This is a genomic window from Dolosicoccus paucivorans, assembly GCF_900100125.1.
GTDB classification, from domain to species: Bacteria; Bacillota; Bacilli; order Lactobacillales; family Aerococcaceae; genus Dolosicoccus; species Dolosicoccus paucivorans.
The window spans coordinates 22,954-39,986 of the sequence record NZ_FNEL01000004.1 but is presented as its reverse complement, the minus strand read 5'-3'; the positions used below and the strand labels follow the sequence as shown (position 1 = coordinate 39,986).

Genomic DNA, 17,033 nt, shown 5'->3' with positions numbered 1-17,033 from the left:
TTTCCTCCTTATTATTCTAAAATATTTTGACCGACTGCTTTTTCCACATTTTCTTGAACGCGCTGTTTACCAATCCCCAAACTTCCTCGATGAGTTGGAATTAAAATAACAGCTGGCGTTAGTTGAGTGTCATAGTAGCGAATAGTATCTGGGATTTGGGCGGCAATTTCCTCGGTCAAGTAGATAATGCCATAATCATCCTCAGCTAATTGCTTTAATACTTTCACTGCTTCTTGGCCGGAAGTTACTGGATACATGTCAAAACCAACGAGGTGGAAAGGCATGATCGCGTTTCTATTTCCGACAATACCAATTTTATATTGTTTCGCCATAAACAGGTCGCATCCTTTCTTCCACTCGTTTAGTATCTAAATCCATTAAATAGCCTAGTAGCACTAAACGTAAATTTTTAACTTCCATTTCTTTACCAAATAAGTAGCGCAATACGGGCGTTGGACTAAACGGCTCTAAGCGCGTTTCGTCAAGCACTGTTGCGATATAGGCATCGCGTAAGTATTCCAGTTCTCCCGCCGTAATCGTTCCATTATGCATTTTAGTGACATAACGGTCGTATTGTTTACCAAATGGGAATAAGTTGACTCGGTCAAACCATGCCCCAATTTCGTTATTGCGAACCAGTTCGAGCATTTCTTCCATGGATTGAGAACCTTTCGTCGACATCAACTCGTAAATAAACGCATTTGGTCGATCTTGTTCTAACCCACGCTTAGCCGTTGTAATATTGAAAAAGTCGATCATCATTTGAATGATATGACGGACTGTTTCATTATCAATTTCTTTACGGTATTCACTTAAATGATGGAAGTACGCTAAGTCAATTCCCACATCAATGGCTTCTGTACTTTGATAGTCTTCGAAACTGCGCCATGTTTGACGTAGTTCATCAACAATATAATCAGGCAGTACAGTCGATTCAAGCGTCGTTACTGCATAACGTAAATCATTAATCGAGTAGCGTCCGATATCAATTAATAAATCTTCAAGATCTTTACCAGTTGCTCTCATTTTCATCAATACTTTTAAGTTATGGTAAACATACACTAGATTAAAAATATCAACAATTCGCGGATCAGGTGCTTCTTGATAAGCAAAATCATACTGATCACGCAAGACGCGCATGAGACGCTTTTCAATTAAGCGCGTTTCATTTAATTCTTCTGGCGTCATTGCGTAATCAGTGTTGTTTAAAGTGTTTGCTATCACATCACGTGATTGCGCTTGAAGGAGCTGATTAAACGTTTCGCGCGTCAAGAATGAGTTTTCTTTAACGCTAATAGACGTATTTATTTGTGAATAATTTTTACCGTCCATTCAAACCCCTCCTTACTATAATGATTTGAAGACTTCGCCAGCAATTTTGTGACTTTCTTCTGCTTGGAAATGACGAATTAACTCTTCATATAAGTAGTTATATTCCACTGTTTTATGTTTAACAATGAATCCACCTTCATTTGCCACTGTTTGTTCTTCAAATGTGACGTGCGGGTATTTTTCTTTTAAGGATTCTAATGCTTGAGGTGATAATTGTTGTAATGTCTTTTCGCCCCATTGTACTGAAATAGGTGTCGAATCATAACGTTTTATCACCGCGTCGAAAAATTTAAGTTGGTCATCTTCAGAAGCTTGTTCCATCGTTTCGATAGCTCCTTGGAATAGTTCATGAAGAACATTTTGTTTACTTTGTAATGATGATTGACGCTCTTCATTACGAATTTGTTGTAACATCTGTTGATGTTTGGATGTTTCTTCATTGATGCGTTGTTGTCTCAATGATTGTTTTTCATCTTCTAAACGTAAACGACGTTCTTTTAAGCGTTCATCAATTTCACGCTTAGCAGCTTCAAAAGCCGCTTGACCATCCTGACGTGCTTGAGCGATGACCGTTTCTTTTAATTGCGATAGATCGCTCATGGGATCATCCTTTCTCAAATTAAATGTTGAAGTACATCATGATTGAAATAACGAATGCTAAGATTGCATACGTCTCAACCATCGCTGATAGAATAACACCTTTCATTGTTTCTTCAGGACGTTTTGCTAAGATTTGTAAACCAGCTTCAGATACTTTACCTTGGTGTTTTGCTGAGAAGTAACCTACTAAACCAATTGGTAATGCTGCTAGGAAGTAGCCCATACCTTGTGCTGTAGTTAGACCATCACCTAATGAAGTCCAAATTAAGAATCCAATAACGAATCCGTATAAACCTTGTGTTGCTGGTAATAACTGTAAGATTAACGCGTTAGCGAATTTTTCAGGCTCTTCTTTTAATAGTGCTGTCGCTGCTTGACCTACGCCACCTACTGCTAAGGCTGAACCCATTCCTGAAAAGGCTACTGCAACGAAAATACCTAACCAAGCCCAAAATAGTCCGCCGTTATTTGTTAAAAATTCTGCTAAGTTTGCCATAATTAATAATCCCCCATTTTCTCTTCTTTAATAACAACATATTTTTCTTTTGCTCCTAGTGGTTCAAATGGACGTCCGCCACCTTCGAAGAATTTACCAAAGAACTCAACGAAAATTAAACGTAACCCGTGAACGTATCCCGATAGAGAGGATAGGAACAAGTTAAATAAATGAATAAATATAAACAATACAATCCCGATTGTAAATTTAAGTGGCGTTGGGAACATATCAACAATCATGTTGAAAGCTGACCCGATACTTGCACCAGATAATCCAAGTGCCATTAAACGAGTGTAACTAACAAAATCCCCGATATAACCACTTGCGCCGAATAAGTTATACAATCCTGTCGCAAGTCCAACTGCGCCTCTTGCTTTAGCAATCGATACAATGACAATACCGATCACGTTAATTAAAGCAAGCCATTTACCAATCGTCATAAGCATAGCCATTCCTGGCACAAATTTACCTGCGATAAAGAACACTAACCCGACGAAAATTAAAATCCATGCTAAACCGTCGGTGTAAGCAGTATAAGGATCTTTTTCGATTATTTGTTCTTTAATATTTAACATAAATCCTAAAACCATTTGAATGGCTCCAAGAACAATACTGATTCCGATAACAACTAAGGCGTCTTCAGTAACGTCTAGAAGTTTAAACGGTAAGGATAAGCCAAAGAATGATCCGTAAATTAACCCCCACAACAGAGTTGTCCAGCCAAAAGCGTGGAATAATCTAAAGTTTAAACGCATAGATGGCGCTAATCGGAATAACTTTAGACCTAACCAAGTTCCTAAAATAAGTAATAAACCATACCCTGCGTCTGCTACCATCATCCCGAAGAATACCGCATAAAACGGCATCATATAAGGTGTCGGGTCAAAGTGACCATACTTTGGTAAAGCAAACATTGAAGTAATTTGCTCGAAAGGCTCGAACAAACGGTTATTTTTTAGTTTAACAGGAACTTCGTCATAATCTTCCTCTTCAATTTGATCAATTCGAATGACAATTTCATGACCAAATTGTTGTGTGAGTTCTTGTTGGAATGCTTCTGCTTTTTCTTCTTCAATCCAACCTTCAATCGCGACTAAGTTTTGAGTGTCACCAATATAACGTTTCACTCGTTCTCTAGACGCTAAGTTTGAGACATATTCATATTGAACTTTTAAGTTTTCCAGTTCATTTTGTTTTGAACGCATACTTTGAATGATTGATTGACGCTCTTGTTTTAAGTCGTCCATCTCTTGTTCGTAAGCTGTCAGTTTAACTTGAGGTAAAACTGTTTCTTCGTATTCAAAAGGTTGGAAACCGAAATCTTGAAGAATATGTTGCATCTTTTCGACTGGTAACGCACTAAAGACGACAAGTCCATACTCGTAATCATTTAAGTACACTACATCATAAACAAAGTCTGGATGACGTTTAATTTCGTTAATGTATTCATCGTCTTCCGTATTAGGAACAGTTCCGATCAGTGCGTTAACGTATTTGAATCCTTGCAGTTGCAATGGAGTTACTTCTAAGTTACGCCATTTATTTAAGCTGTCGTGTCGTGCTCTAACTAATTCTTCTTGCGTATCAATTTCATTTAAGCGCTCAACAGAACGACGAGCATATTCAACGACTTGATGTTCGTCAAAAGCGCGTCCTTGTTGTTCAATTTCTTTAAAACTTAATGATGGAAGAGGTGTACGCAATTTCTCCCATAGCTTCTTAGCGGGTAAATAGTGCTCATATTGATGAATAGCGTCTTCAATTCGTTTAATCCGTTGGTTTAAAAATTGAAGGGCTTCCTCATCACTCAAATGAACATCTTCAACTTCGTCATATTGATGAATTAAAGACGGAGTAGATGTTTCTTCATTATGGAACACATCGTGCCACTCTTCTTCGGTCGATAAGTCTTTAACATGAACTTGTCTTAAATGTTGAACAGATTGAAGGACAGAATCTAAAGATTGTTTTGCTGCAATAATAGTCACATATTTCATTGGACTAATTGCCATAAGTTGCCACCACCTGTTCTACAATATTTTTGATGAGTCGTTGTTTGTGTTGATTCAATGCTTCATTGATCGTTTCTTCGTTTCGTCGAATCGTTTCATCGCGCTGAGTTTTGGCATCGTTAATTTCCGCATCAAACTTCTGTCTTAGTTCTTGGACGAGTAATTCTGTTTGAGCATCATATTCGTTTGCTTCAAGTTCAAACTGTTGCTCTACTTCTTGGCGATAAGATTCTATTTTCGAATCGAAACGCTTTAACTCTTCTTCCGCTTCACGTTCAATGGATTGCATCAATTGAAGAGTAGACTCCTTCATATAGTCACCTCCTGTAAGTAGTACTATACCCATTATAGCAAAATGCAAGCGATTTAAACAATAATACTTTATCATCCTAAAATTATTGACATATCGAACATTTGTTCGTATAATGTAATTACAGAACAAATGTTCGCTTTGTTTTATTTGCCATAATTATTTAGAAAGGTTGATATTATGGAATTACCTACTTTATCTACTCAAGCCGTAGGACGCTATTTGCACCAATGTAAAGCAATTATTAGTGACTTTTTTGCACCTCTTGATGAAGAGGCATTCAACTATTTCTATTTAGATAACCAACGTTTTACAATGCCCGTCGAAAGAATTCAAGAAGTACTCAATGATCACTACGTTAATTTAAATTCAATTGAAATTGTTTATTCGCTAGACGATACTTCTTGTCAATCAATGACAGCAAAAGTTCTCAGTCCTTTTACTTATGACCATGGGGTCACACTATTTGACTTAACATCGAAACAAACCGTACAGTTGCCAGCACATTCCATTTTAAAGGTTAACGCCGAATAAAAAAAACTCCTTGTTACATGCTTTCGAGCATCACAAGGAGTTTCTTTTTGTATTAATCGTTTAACAGCGACGAGGTCTCACGTCTTGGTAAGTACTTACTTCTTCTAGGAATGATTAGTTGCGGAGCAGATTTTGCTAATAAAGATAAACTTCCTGCTAAAATAAGCCAAGTCACACCTAGTCCTAATAAAAGAGTACTGATCGGCAAGGTTGTCCCAATGCCAATCGATGGTAAAAGTCCCCATTGAATACCGTAGTAAATCATTAAAGTCAATAAACTAGCTGTAAAGATATTCAAATAGGTCGAGGTATAGCGTAAATTATTTAACGTTCGTTGGGTATTACGAGCAAAGAATTCGCAAACACCCACACCTAGTAGCGGCAAAACATTACCTAATAAAATATCGACGATTGGAAAACCTCTCCATTGAATAGCTCCAATAACCACTCCAGCTAGTGCAGCGGTTAAGACACTTAATGCCCCACCGTGACGTAGCCCTAACCATATTAAAGGTAAAGGACTAAAGGCTAACGGCAAAGGAGTAACTTCTCTATTGATAAAAGACAACGCAATGCTTAATAACACCGCTATTAATGCGTCTTGTAACATTCTTCGTGTTCTTGTATTCATAAAATCTCCCTTCTAATTACTTGTTTGGTCGATTAGGCGCTTCTTTTTTAGAAGGTTGATAGTTTGAAGCTTCCATAATAATCGGTAAAACAACTGGGCGACGCTTCGTTTCTTTAAACAAATACTTACCGATTTGTTCTCTTAAGTCTGATTTTAATAGACCCCATTCGAAATCTTTGCGATCTAAATGATCTTCTAAAATATCTAACGTCATGTCAGAGCAAGCTTTAATTAAATCTGTACTTGCTTTCATGAAAACAAACCCGCGAGAAGTAATTTGTGGTCCTACCAATACTTTACCTAGACGTCTTGAGATGGTCGCCACAACGACAAAAATACCGTCTTCACTTAAAATACGACGATCGCGTAAGACGACATTTCCAATATCTCCTACACCACTTCCGTCTACTAAGACATTTCCTGCCTCGACTTGTCCAGTAAGGGCTGCTTTACCATTATTAAATTCGACAATGTCCCCAATATCTAAAACAAAGACTTCATTATCTTGATAACCTAACTGCTTAGCTAAAGCGCCATGAGCTCGTTGGGCTCTAAATTCACCGTTGACGGGAATAAAATATTTAGGACGCATAAAGTTTAACATCAGTTGCAGTTGATTTGGTGTACCGTGTCCAGAAGTTTTTAAATCGTTGGCTAATTCTTTAACCAGCCCTCCTGCGCGGTAAATCATGTTTTTTGTTTTAGCAACAACAGTTTCCATCGCTGTTGTCGGTGTCGTTACAATATAAACTAGATCGCCTTCTTTAATGGATACACGGCGGTGACGATTTAAAGCCATTCGTTGCAATTGACTTAATGGTTCTCCGACGTTACCCGTTTGAATAATGACTACTTCGTTAGAAGGCGTTTTATCTAAATGTTGGATATCAACAATTAAATCTTTACGTGGCAGTGTTATTTTACCCAGCTTAATCGCAATATCAACCATTTCGTAAACATAACCATTGGCAAAAAATACTTTGCGCTTTGAAATATCTGCTGCATTTAACACTTGCTGAATTCGTTCGATATTACTTCCTACACTCGAGACAATGACTCGTCCTTCAGCGTTCATAAACGTCTCGGTAATTGATTCAAATACTTCCATACCCGAAATGTTTTCTGAGGTACTCTCTGCTGAAGCGGAGTCACTTAATAATGCCAGTACTCCTTGAGAGCCTAATTGGGTTAAACGATCAAAGTCTGTTTGATAAAGCGGTGAAGCACTTGGACTAAACTTAAAGTCACCGGTATAAACAATCGCCCCGTCTGGTGTATGAATCGCAATTCCCACTGAATCTGGAATTGTATGCGTTGTTTTGAAAAATGAAACGGTTGCATCATCAAATTCAATCTCTGTTTGATGATCCACTTCAATAAAATCAGGATGAACGTCCGTTTTTCCTTGTTCTTTGGCGATTAATTTAGCAAACTCTAACGTGAGCTTAGTACCAAAAACAGGCGCATCCACTTCTTCTAATAAATAAGCTAATGCCCCGATCGCATCATCGTGACCGTGGGTTAGAAAAATACCGACCACTCGGTGTGCGTTCTCCTTTAAATAAGTAAAATCAGGAATCACCGCATCAATTCCTAATAATCCTTCTTCAGGGTACAACAACCCACAATCTAAGACAAAAATTGATTCTTCTACTTCCACTACAAAAAGACTCTTACCGTCTTCGCGAACGCCGCCAAGTGGAATAATTTTTATTTTACTCATAATTCACCTCTAAAAAATTAATGTATATATTTTATTTCAACTGATTAGCACTCCTTTTATTATAACACACTCCGACATTGACTTGAAAAAAATGAACAAAAAAGGAGGCCTCAGCCTCCCCTTAACTTTGTTAAATTAATTCCATAATGACAGGTAAACGATATAAAGCAAACACAAATCCAATAATAAGCATAAACCAAACAATCCATAATACTTGATTGTTAAGCTTACAATTGTAGTAACGTTGGCTCGCTACAAAACATACAGCCCCTAACCCTAGTGAAAGCATTAAAAGTAAATAGAACAAATACCCTGAAGCGTAAAAAATCCACCCTAAGTAAATAAACGCAATCCACGCAGGTAATTGTTTACTAAAGGATAATCCTGCTTTTCTACTATTTAACAGTAAAAATACCGTTGCTAAAAAGTAAGGAACAACAACCGTTGCCCCCGATAGGCGGGAAATTAATGAATAAGCTTGAGTTGCTACAAGAAGAAGTAAAACAACGATTTGAGCAATCATCGTACGAATAAAACTTGCTGTAGCCGGAGCTTTTTTGTCATTTAGGCGACTAAATAATTTAGGGAACATGTCCAATTCACTGGCTTGAAAGCCCGTCTCTGCTCCAATCATTGCCCAAGAAATACCACTTCCGACTAGAGATATAATCACACCTAAGTTAATAATCCAAGCTCCCCATGGACCAATGACTGCTTCTAAAATATATCCCATCGCTGGGTTTGGTAAAGCTGCTAATTGCTCTTGAGTCATCACGCCATAAGAAACAAGCGTTACGATTAAATAAAGTAACGTCACAGCTCCAAAGCCATAAACCGTTCCTTTACCTACATCGCTTCTTCGTTTAGCTCGAGATGAAAAGACCGTCACACCTTCCATTCCGACGAATGCCCAAACGGTGACAAGCATAGATGCTTTTAACTCATGGAAAACATTGCCCCAATGGATCGGCCCACTTGACGTCAGACGCCCGACACTTTCAATAAAAATATCTCCATTAAACGCGATAATTGCGATAATAATAAAGACAAAAATAGGCACAAATTTAGCAATCAGAACAATCGTATTAAAGACGGCCGCACTTTCCGTCCCACGGCTCACTAAAAAGTGAAGAGACCAGAAAAAGATTGAAGCACCGATAACAGAATATAGATTTTGCCCATCCCCAAAAATAGGGAAAAAGTAAGCTAGCGCGTTAAACAGTAAACTGACTTGTGCAATAGATGAAAATAAAACAGCTAGCCAGTACATCCACGTCGACATAAAGCCACCTAAATCTCCTAACCCGGATACAGCGTAGCCAAAGACGCCTCCTTCAACATTGGGAAAGGATTCGTTTAAATTGGAAAAGGTCACCGCCAATGCGCCCATCCCAAGGCCGGCAATCACCCACGCAAGACCGGCAACGATGACGGATGTTTCCAAAGCCATCTCTTTCATTAAGTTGAAAACTCCCGATCCTACCGCCGCACTGACCATAATCGCAACAAGAGACATTAAACTGAGTTGTTGTGGTTCTTTTTTCATAGCAATCTCCTTTAAGTTTTTTTAACTCCTTCTTAAAAATATCACAAGCAACATTAAAATACAATGAGGTTTTAGTTTAACGCTTTTTTTGCCCACAAAAATAACCCCATTAGCTAAGCTAACAGGGTTAAACCTTTTAGTTTTCGGATGGTTCTTTTGGTAGAAGCGCTTTTCTTGATAAGTTAATGCGACCGCGATCATCAATTTCCGTGACTTTCACTAATACTTTATCGCCGACATTAACAACATCTTCCACTTTATCTACGCGGTGATGTTCTAATTGAGAAATATGTAATAAGCCGTCTTTTCCTGGTAAAACTTCGACAAAGGCTCCAAAACGCTCTACACGTTTAACTTCTCCTTCGTAAGTTTCCCCTACTTCGACTTCTTTAACAAGGAGTTCGATCATTTCACGGGCTTTATCGATCATTTCTTGATCTGATGAAGCGATGCTGACTAAACCTTCTTGTGTAATATCAATCTTAACGCCTGTTTCATCAATGATGCCATTAATTGTTTCCCCGCCACGACCGATAACAACTTTAATTTTCTCAGGGTCAATTGTAATTAAATCAATTTTCGGTGCATATGGGCTTAATTGTGGTCTTGGATGCGAAATAGTTGCGGTTAAGTTATCTAAAATAAATAGGCGAGCTGCTTGGGCTTGTTGCAAGGACTCTCTTAAGATTTCAGGAGTAATTCCTTGAATTTTAATGTCCATTTGTAGTGCAGTAATTCCTTTAGATGTTCCTGCTACTTTAAAGTCCATGTCTCCTAGAGCGTCTTCCATCCCTTGGATATCTGTTAAGATGGTGTAGTCTTCATCTTCATCCATAACAAGTCCCATCGCAATACCGGCTACCGGTGCTTTAATTGGCACACCAGCGTCCATTAAAGCAAGGGTTCCCGCACAAATACTTGCTTGAGAACTTGATCCGTTAGACTCTAATACTTCAGATACTAAACGGATGGTGTACGGGAAGTCTTCTTCGCTTGGAATGACGCGTTCTAAGGCGCGTTCTCCTAAAGCTCCGTGACCAATTTCACGGCGACCTGGAGCGCCCACACGTCCTGCTTCTCCTACAGAGAAGTTCGGGAAGTTATAGTGGTGGATGAAGCGTTTTTCTTCTTCAATCCCTAAACCGTCAATAACTTGTTGCTCAGCTAAAGGAGCTAAAGTAGCGACAGTTAATGCTTGAGTTTGACCGCGAGTGAATAGCCCTGAACCGTGCACGCGGTTAAAGAGAGCGACTTGTGAGTCCAGCGGACGAATTTCTTCCGGACGGCGTCCATCTGGTCGGGTGCTTTCTTTTGTAATTAAGCGACGGACTTCTTGCTTTTCAACATCATCTAAAGCAATACGTAAATCAGCGACTTTTTCTTCTAAGTCTTCATCGTCTTGATGTGCTTGTTCATAAGCTTCAACTGCACCATTCATAACCTCACTGATCGCTTCTTCGCGAGCTAATTTTTCAGGAGTTTGAATAGCTTTAGTTAAAGCATCTTTATAGTTCGTTTCCACTAATTCTGTAATCGCTGGATCTACTTCGTGAAGTTCAAATTCAAACTTTTCTTTACCGATTTCGGCAACAATTTGATTTTGAAAATCAATTAAAGATTGAATCGCTTCGTGACCAAATAATAGAGCTTCTAACATATCTTTTTCAGATAGTTCAGCCGCACTACTTTCAACCATGTTAATGGCTTCTTTAGTTCCTGCAACAGACAGCTCTAAATCAGACGCTTCACGTTGCTCGCAAGTTGGGTTAATCACTAACTCACCATCAATACGACCAACGTTAACACCGGCAATCGGGCCATCAAAAGGAATATCAGAAATCGCTAAGGCAAGGGATGAACCTAACATGGCTGCCATTTCTGGTGTGTTGTCTTGTTCTACTGCTAACACAGTGTTTGTAATTTGAATTTCGTTACGTACCCCTTCTGGGAACATTGGACGAATCGGACGGTCAATCAAACGACTAGTCAAAGTCGCATTTTCAGAAGGACGACCTTCTCGTTTAATAAATCCACCTGGCACTTTACCGACAGCATACATTTTCTCAATGTAGTGAACAGTTAATGGGAAAAACGGTAACGGACTTGCTTGTTTTGACGCGACAGCGGTAGATAATACAGCGGTATCCCCATAACGAACTAAAACGGCACCATTTGCTTGACGAGCCATTTCGCCAATTTCAACAGTTAACGGGCGACCTGCCCAATCAATCGTATATACTTTCTTGTCAAACATTAATTTTCTCCTTTCACTATGGGGGAGGTTACTAAACAAAGTTCAAAAATCATACCCTCTCTCAACTTTGTATAGTAATAACTCGCCCCATCTATCTATTTTAAAAAAAGAAGGATGGCCCAAAAGCCACCCTTTTCATTCATGATTAACGACGTAAACCTAAACGCTCGATTAATACACGGTAACGTTGGATGTCTTTCTTACGTAAATAAGATAATAAGTTACGACGGCGTCCAACTTTTTTCATAAGACCACGGTATGAATGGAAGTCTTTTTTGTGTGTATGAATGTGATCGTTTAATGTGTTAATTTCGTGTGTTAAAACAGCAACTTGTACTTCTGGAGAACCTGTATCTCCTTCATGTGTTGCAAACTCTTTAATAATTTCGTTCTTACGTTCTTTTGATAATGCCATTATCAAACACCTCTTTCATAAATTTTATCCAAAAGCCAAGTCTACGTTGGTGATTCGATAAACTGAGCTTTGGTTGTGTGATTTCCACTTTTCATATGATAACGTAAATAAATCCAATTTGCAATGAATTTTAGTACTTTATCACATATATTTTGCTTTTAGTTCCATAATGACGTCACGTAGATCAGCGGCTGCTTCAAAGTTCATATCTTTAGCGGCTTGTTTCATCTCTAAAGTGAGACGTTCGATCTCTTCTTCACGTTGTAAGCGAGAAAGTTTCTTAAACTGAACGTAAATATTTTCAGCTTGTTCTTCTTGCTCCACGTCATGAGTAATTCGGATAAGATCGCGAATTTCTTTTTTGATGGTTGTTGGCGTAATACCATGTTTTTTGTTATAAGCTTGTTGAATTTCACGACGACGTTCAGTTTCATCAATCGCCACTTGCATTGAACGGGTTATTTTATCGGCATACATAATGACTCGTCCATCAGCGTTACGAGCTGCTCGTCCGATGGTTTGAATGAGCGAGCGTTCGCTTCGTAAGAATCCTTCTTTATCCGCATCTAAAATCGCGACTAACGTTACTTCCGGTACGTCTAATCCTTCTCGTAAAAGGTTAATTCCGACTAATACGTCAAATACCCCTAGGCGTAAATCGCGAATAATTTCCGTTCGTTCAAGGGTTTTAATGTCGCTATGTAAGTACTTCACTTTAATGTCTAATTCGTGTAAGTAATCCGTTAAGTCTTCGGACATTTTCTTAGTAAGTGTCGTAATAAAGACGCGTTCGTCTCGTTCCACTCGCTTATTAATTTCAGACACTAAGTCATCAATTTGTCCTTCAATTGGACGCACTTCAATAATCGGGTCCAATAATCCGGTTGGACGAATAATTTGCTCAACGACTTCATTATTTGTCTTTTCTAATTCATAAGGACCAGGTGTAGCTGAAACGTAAACAATTTGGTTAACACGCTCTTCAAACTCTTCCAATCGTAACGGACGGTTATCTAAAGCACTCGGTAAGCGAAAGCCGTGGTCAATTAATTGTTGTTTACGGGCTTGGTCTCCGTTAAACATGCCTCGAATTTGTGACATAGTAATGTGGGATTCATCGACGACAATGACAAAATCTTTAGGAAAGAAATCGATTATGGTATAAGGCGGCTGGCCTGGTAAACGGCCGTCCATATGTCTTGAATAGTTTTCGATCCCGTTACAATATCCCATTTCTAAAAGCATTTCGATGTCATAATTCGTGCGCTGCTCTAGGCGTTGGGCTTCTAATAGTTTATTTTCTGCGTGAAGCTCTTTGAGACGTTCTTCTAGCTCTGCTTTTATGGAATTAACAGCGGTTAATACTTGTTCATCATTGGCGATAAAGTGTGTTGCTGGGTAAATTGGATAATGATCTACGTCACTTTTAACTTCTCCAGTTAACACATCCACTTGTCTTAAACGGTCAATTTCATCACCAAAAAATTCAACACGTAAAATCTCTTTATCTCTCGAAGCCATAAAGATTTCCACTACGTCACCGCGCACTCTAAAGGTTCCCCGCTGGAAATCAATATCATTTCGTACAAACTGCATACTGACTAAACGCGCGAGCATTTCGTTACGACTTATTTCTTGTCCTTTACGTAATGATAGAACGTGTTCGCGGTAGTTTTCTGGGTTAACTAACCCGTAAATACATGACACTGAAGCGACTACAATCACATCCCGACGCTCTAGTAAGGCAGATGAAGCTGAGTGACGTAGTTTGTCAATTTCGTCGTTAACACTGGATTCCTTCTCTATATAAGTATCAGATGCGGGAACATAGGCTTCCGGTTGATAATAGTCATAATAAGATACAAAATACTCTACCGCATTTTCAGGGAAAAATTCGAGTAATTCACTATATAACTGCCCGGCGAGAGTTTTATTATGAGCTAGAACTAACGTCGGTCGATTGACTTCTTGAATGACATTAGCCATTGTAAATGTCTTACCTGTTCCCGTTGCACCCATTAACACTTGTTCTTTTTTGCCGTCTTTAATTCCTTGGGCTAATTCAGCAATGGCTTCTGGCTGATCCCCACTGGGCTTATAGGGAGAATGAACTTTAAATGTCTTGGATTCCATCTCCTCATCCTTTCTAAAAATATATACATTAAACTTTCAACATGCTCTTTTAGTATACCAAATAGATGTTCGCTAAGCTACTGATGTGACTTATTGGAAGAGGGATCTTTAAAGCAATTCAATTTTATGATTGTTATACAACTTATTTTACGTTATAATGTTGTGTGTTGATTGAATTTTTATAATTCACACAACTTATACATCGAAAGAGGTGACTGAATATGGCAAACACTAAATCAGCAATTAAACGTATTGCGACAACTCGTCGTCAAACAGAAGCAAACCGTGTACACGTTGCTTCAATGCGTACTGCAATTAAACATTTAGAAGACGCTGTAGCAAACGGTGCTGACAACGTTGAAGAACTTTACACAACTGCAGTTCAAGCAGTTGACCGTACAGCACAACGCGGTTTAATCCACAAAAACAAAGCTGCACGTACTAAGTCACAATTAGCACGTTTAGTTAAATAAGAAAAAACGACTTCCTCATGGAGTCGTTTTTTTGTTTGGTTAAATATACATCAACTGGGTTAGTAAAATATAAAAATGATTATCTCGTAAACCATGACCTGTCTTCATTTGATAATCGACTTCTGCTAAATGATTATAATAATTCAACAATTGATCTAAAGGCATTCCTGCTCCAATTTGAAGAGCCATTTTAACGCGGTACGGGTGAGCACTTAACTTTTTAGAAATTTGTGCTTCATGTTCTCCTTGGCGTGACAAGATTTTCGCTTGAATAATAATTCTAAATTGGCTGACAATTAATCCGTGTAAGGCAATGGGTTCGTTTCCTAGTAATAATAGATCACGGTAAATTTGAACTGCCTGGCTCACTTGTCGTTTAAGCATGGCGTTTGTTAATTCAAAAATATCTCCTTCCAAACTTCGCGGGACGAGACGCTGGATCTCGCCTTTTGATATGGGCTCTTGTCGGTTGGACGCAAAGGTTTCAATCTTTTCTAATTCAGTCATCGTATGGGTTAAATGAAAATCTGTCCTGACAAGTAATGCCTCAATCCCATCTCGAGTTATTTTAAAGGGCGCATTTTGTAAGTAATTCAAAACATATTGACGCACTTCTTGTTCTTTTAATTGTGAAATATCCACTAATTCCGTTTCCGTTAAAAAAGCTTTGGCTATTTTTTTCCGTTTATCCAATTGATCATAAGGCACACAAAAGACAATCGTTGTCGATGGATTCGGTGCTTTTAAATAATCCAATAATCGCTTTTGTTCATGATCTTCTATCGGATTTGGATTTTTTGGAGTCACAAACAAACTGTTTTCTACAATCAATAATTTACGATCAGTAAAAAAAGAAAAGGTCTCTGCTTCATCTAAGACAGCGTCTAGCGCCACTTCGTTTAAATCTAGCCGTACAAGATCTGTTTCTTCTTGCTCATTCATTTGATACCGAATAGCTCTTAAAAATTGACGTTTCAAATATTCTTCCGTTCCGATTAATGTATAAACAGGGTGAAATATTTGGCGTTTTAATTCGCGCATAGCTGCTTGAAATTCCAAACCTTCTCCTCCTTTAGTTGTTCGCTAGTTTAAATATTATTTAATAGTTTCTACGTTTTGTTCTAAAGACGATAACAAATGATCAATCTCTTCTTTAGTTAACTCAGGATGCATTGCACAAAAACGTAAGACAATATGTCCATTTAATTGGGTTGTATAGTAAATGGCTTCATTTTGATCGGTCGCCATTTGAGATAATTGATGATTGATTTGGTTAAGTCGAATTTCATCGGAGCCATCATTATATCTGACATTGACTACACTCATTTTGGCGGGAGAAATAATTTCAAAATTGGACATTTGTTCGAATTTTTCTTGAATATACAAAGCATTTTCATATCCTGTATCAATCGCTTCTTTTATCTTATCTAACCCTAATACTTGAAGGGTGTACCATAAGCGCATTCCTCGTAGTGGCCTTGTTAATTCAACACCAATATCCCAAAAGTTAATTGCTTCATCTCCTGTAGCAATATCCAATAAATATTCCGGGTTTTCTGAAAAACTTTGGGCCATTTTTTGACGATCTTTAACAATTAAAGCGGCACAGCCGTAAGTTTGAAACAACCATTTATGTCCGTCCCAACTGATAGAGTCAGATAATTCAATGCCCGATAACTCTTTAGCATAGGAAGATAATAAAGCACTGGCTCCAAAAGCTCCATCCACATGCATCCACAAATTAGCTTCTTTTGCGACTTGAGCAATTGCTTTTAAAGGATCCACGCTACCTGTATTAGTTGTTCCTGCGGTGGCGACGACTAAGAAAGGAATCTTACCTTCTTTTTTATCTTCTTCAATTAATTGATTTAAATGATCCACCTTCATTTCAAATTGATCGTTTGTCTCTACTTTGCGAATGTTTTTAGTTTGAATACCGATAATTTGCAACCCTTTAGCAACAGATGAATGGGTCTGATCGGAGACATAGACGGTTCCTAAATGAAATTCAGACTCTGCTAACTTATCATCTCGAGCAATAACCGCAGCGGTAAGGTTAGCCATGGAGCCTCCTGAAACAAAAATACCGCCTAACTCTTTTTCACCATAGCCTGCTTTTTTCCCTCAAAAGTTTAAAAGCCACTTTTCAGCGATTGCTGGCCCTTCAGCTAACGTATGGCTTCCTCCATAAGGATTATAAGAAGCATTCAATATTTCACCTACAATCGATAATGGTGAATGAGCGGCTGGAATAAAAGAAAAGAATCGCGGATGATTCAAACAAGCTCGGTAAGGTTAGATCGATTGAGTCATAAAGTTCAATACGTCTTTTGGATCTCTTCCTTCATCTTGAAACTTAAAGGCTTTAATGGACTGAGCTGTTTGTTCAGTCATCGAAGTCATTAAAGGTTGATCTTTTATTCGTGATTGCTCATCGAATACTTCATCTACTACTTGACGAACTAATTGCTTGCCTAATTGCCAGTCATATAAATAAGACATGACATTCACTCCTTAATTCTTTTTCTATTTATAAGCTTAAAGGTTCTTTCATTCTTATACAACTTTTTTCAA

18 protein-coding genes are annotated in these 17,033 nt (G+C 38.3%); 2 read left to right on the top strand and 16 right to left on the bottom strand.

Annotation, left to right across the window (positions count from 1 at the left end; genetic code table 11):
• Positions 1-11: 11 nt before the first annotated feature.
• The 6 genes from BLR79_RS01425 to BLR79_RS01400 are packed head-to-tail and all read right to left on the bottom strand — an operon-like array spanning position 12 to position 4,753.
• A complete protein-coding gene (locus BLR79_RS01425) occupies positions 12-332 on the bottom strand; it encodes a V-type ATP synthase subunit F (protein WP_092084146.1) in 321 nt (106 codons plus the stop codon).
• Positions 316-1,332 (bottom strand): V-type ATPase subunit, encoded by a 1,017-nt coding sequence (locus tag BLR79_RS01420; protein WP_092084144.1) that lies wholly within the window; start codon positions 1,330-1,332, stop codon positions 316-318. The genes BLR79_RS01425 and BLR79_RS01420 overlap by 17 nt, the downstream gene beginning before the upstream one ends.
• A gap of 15 nt (positions 1,333-1,347) precedes the next feature.
• A complete protein-coding gene (locus tag BLR79_RS01415; RefSeq protein WP_092084142.1) occupies positions 1,348-1,932 on the bottom strand; it encodes a hypothetical protein in 585 nt (194 codons plus the stop codon).
• 19 nt (positions 1,933-1,951) lie between these two features.
• On the bottom strand, positions 1,952-2,428 hold the full coding sequence (locus tag BLR79_RS01410; protein WP_092084140.1) for a V-type ATP synthase subunit K: 477 nt from the start codon (positions 2,426-2,428) through the stop codon (positions 1,952-1,954).
• A 2-nt stretch (positions 2,429-2,430) separates the two neighbouring features.
• Complete coding sequence (locus BLR79_RS01405) at positions 2,431-4,440, bottom strand: V-type ATP synthase subunit I (protein ID WP_092084138.1); 2,010 nt, start codon at positions 4,438-4,440, stop codon at positions 2,431-2,433.
• Complete coding sequence (locus BLR79_RS01400) at positions 4,430-4,753, bottom strand: hypothetical protein (protein WP_092084136.1); 324 nt, start codon at positions 4,751-4,753, stop codon at positions 4,430-4,432. The genes BLR79_RS01405 and BLR79_RS01400 overlap by 11 nt, the downstream gene beginning before the upstream one ends.
• Before the next feature lie 177 nt (positions 4,754-4,930).
• Here BLR79_RS01400 and BLR79_RS01395 point away from each other — a divergent pair, with 177 nt between their 5' ends.
• Positions 4,931-5,284, top strand: a complete 354-nt coding sequence (locus BLR79_RS01395; RefSeq protein WP_092084134.1) for a hypothetical protein — start codon at positions 4,931-4,933, stop codon at positions 5,282-5,284.
• Between the two features lie 52 nt (positions 5,285-5,336).
• Here BLR79_RS01395 and BLR79_RS01390 read toward each other — a convergent pair whose 3' ends face one another.
• The 6 genes from BLR79_RS01390 to uvrB form a co-directional block, all read right to left on the bottom strand.
• A complete protein-coding gene (locus BLR79_RS01390; RefSeq protein WP_092084132.1) occupies positions 5,337-5,915 on the bottom strand; it encodes an energy-coupled thiamine transporter ThiT in 579 nt (192 codons plus the stop codon).
• A gap of 16 nt (positions 5,916-5,931) precedes the next feature.
• Positions 5,932-7,638 (bottom strand): ribonuclease J, encoded by a 1,707-nt coding sequence (locus BLR79_RS01385; RefSeq protein ID WP_092084130.1) that lies wholly within the window; start codon positions 7,636-7,638, stop codon positions 5,932-5,934.
• A gap of 130 nt (positions 7,639-7,768) precedes the next feature.
• A complete protein-coding gene (locus tag BLR79_RS01380) occupies positions 7,769-9,184 on the bottom strand; it encodes an amino acid permease (protein WP_092084128.1) in 1,416 nt (471 codons plus the stop codon).
• 136 nt (positions 9,185-9,320) lie between these two features.
• Positions 9,321-11,438: a polyribonucleotide nucleotidyltransferase gene (gene pnp, locus BLR79_RS01375; protein WP_092084126.1), complete on the bottom strand. Its 2,118-nt coding sequence runs from the start codon at positions 11,436-11,438 to the stop codon at positions 9,321-9,323.
• 145 nt (positions 11,439-11,583) lie between these two features.
• A complete protein-coding gene (rpsO, locus tag BLR79_RS01370; RefSeq protein WP_092084124.1) occupies positions 11,584-11,853 on the bottom strand; it encodes a 30S ribosomal protein S15 in 270 nt (89 codons plus the stop codon).
• Positions 11,854-11,994: 141 nt separating this feature from the next.
• Complete coding sequence (gene uvrB / locus BLR79_RS01365; protein WP_092084122.1) at positions 11,995-13,986, bottom strand: excinuclease ABC subunit UvrB; 1,992 nt, start codon at positions 13,984-13,986, stop codon at positions 11,995-11,997.
• 221 nt (positions 13,987-14,207) lie between these two features.
• Here uvrB and rpsT point away from each other — a divergent pair, with 221 nt between their 5' ends.
• On the top strand, positions 14,208-14,459 hold the full coding sequence (gene rpsT / locus BLR79_RS01360; RefSeq protein WP_092084120.1) for a 30S ribosomal protein S20: 252 nt from the start codon (positions 14,208-14,210) through the stop codon (positions 14,457-14,459).
• 39 nt (positions 14,460-14,498) lie between these two features.
• Here rpsT and holA read toward each other — a convergent pair whose 3' ends face one another.
• From holA to BLR79_RS01345, 4 genes are read right to left on the bottom strand one after another with little or no spacing between them, the layout of a single operon-like run.
• Positions 14,499-15,518, bottom strand: a complete 1,020-nt coding sequence (holA, locus tag BLR79_RS01355) for a DNA polymerase III subunit delta (protein WP_092084118.1) — start codon at positions 15,516-15,518, stop codon at positions 14,499-14,501.
• 36 nt (positions 15,519-15,554) lie between these two features.
• A complete protein-coding gene (locus tag BLR79_RS01350) occupies positions 15,555-16,544 on the bottom strand; it encodes a pyridoxal phosphate-dependent decarboxylase family protein (protein ID WP_268752893.1) in 990 nt (329 codons plus the stop codon).
• Between the two features lie 39 nt (positions 16,545-16,583).
• Positions 16,584-16,739, bottom strand: coding sequence for a hypothetical protein (locus BLR79_RS09000; protein WP_159427557.1), 156 nt, complete (start codon positions 16,737-16,739; stop codon positions 16,584-16,586).
• Positions 16,740-16,754: 15 nt separating this feature from the next.
• Positions 16,755-16,961, bottom strand: coding sequence for a hypothetical protein (locus BLR79_RS01345; protein ID WP_092084114.1), 207 nt, complete (start codon positions 16,959-16,961; stop codon positions 16,755-16,757).
• Positions 16,962-17,033: the final 72 nt, after the last annotated feature.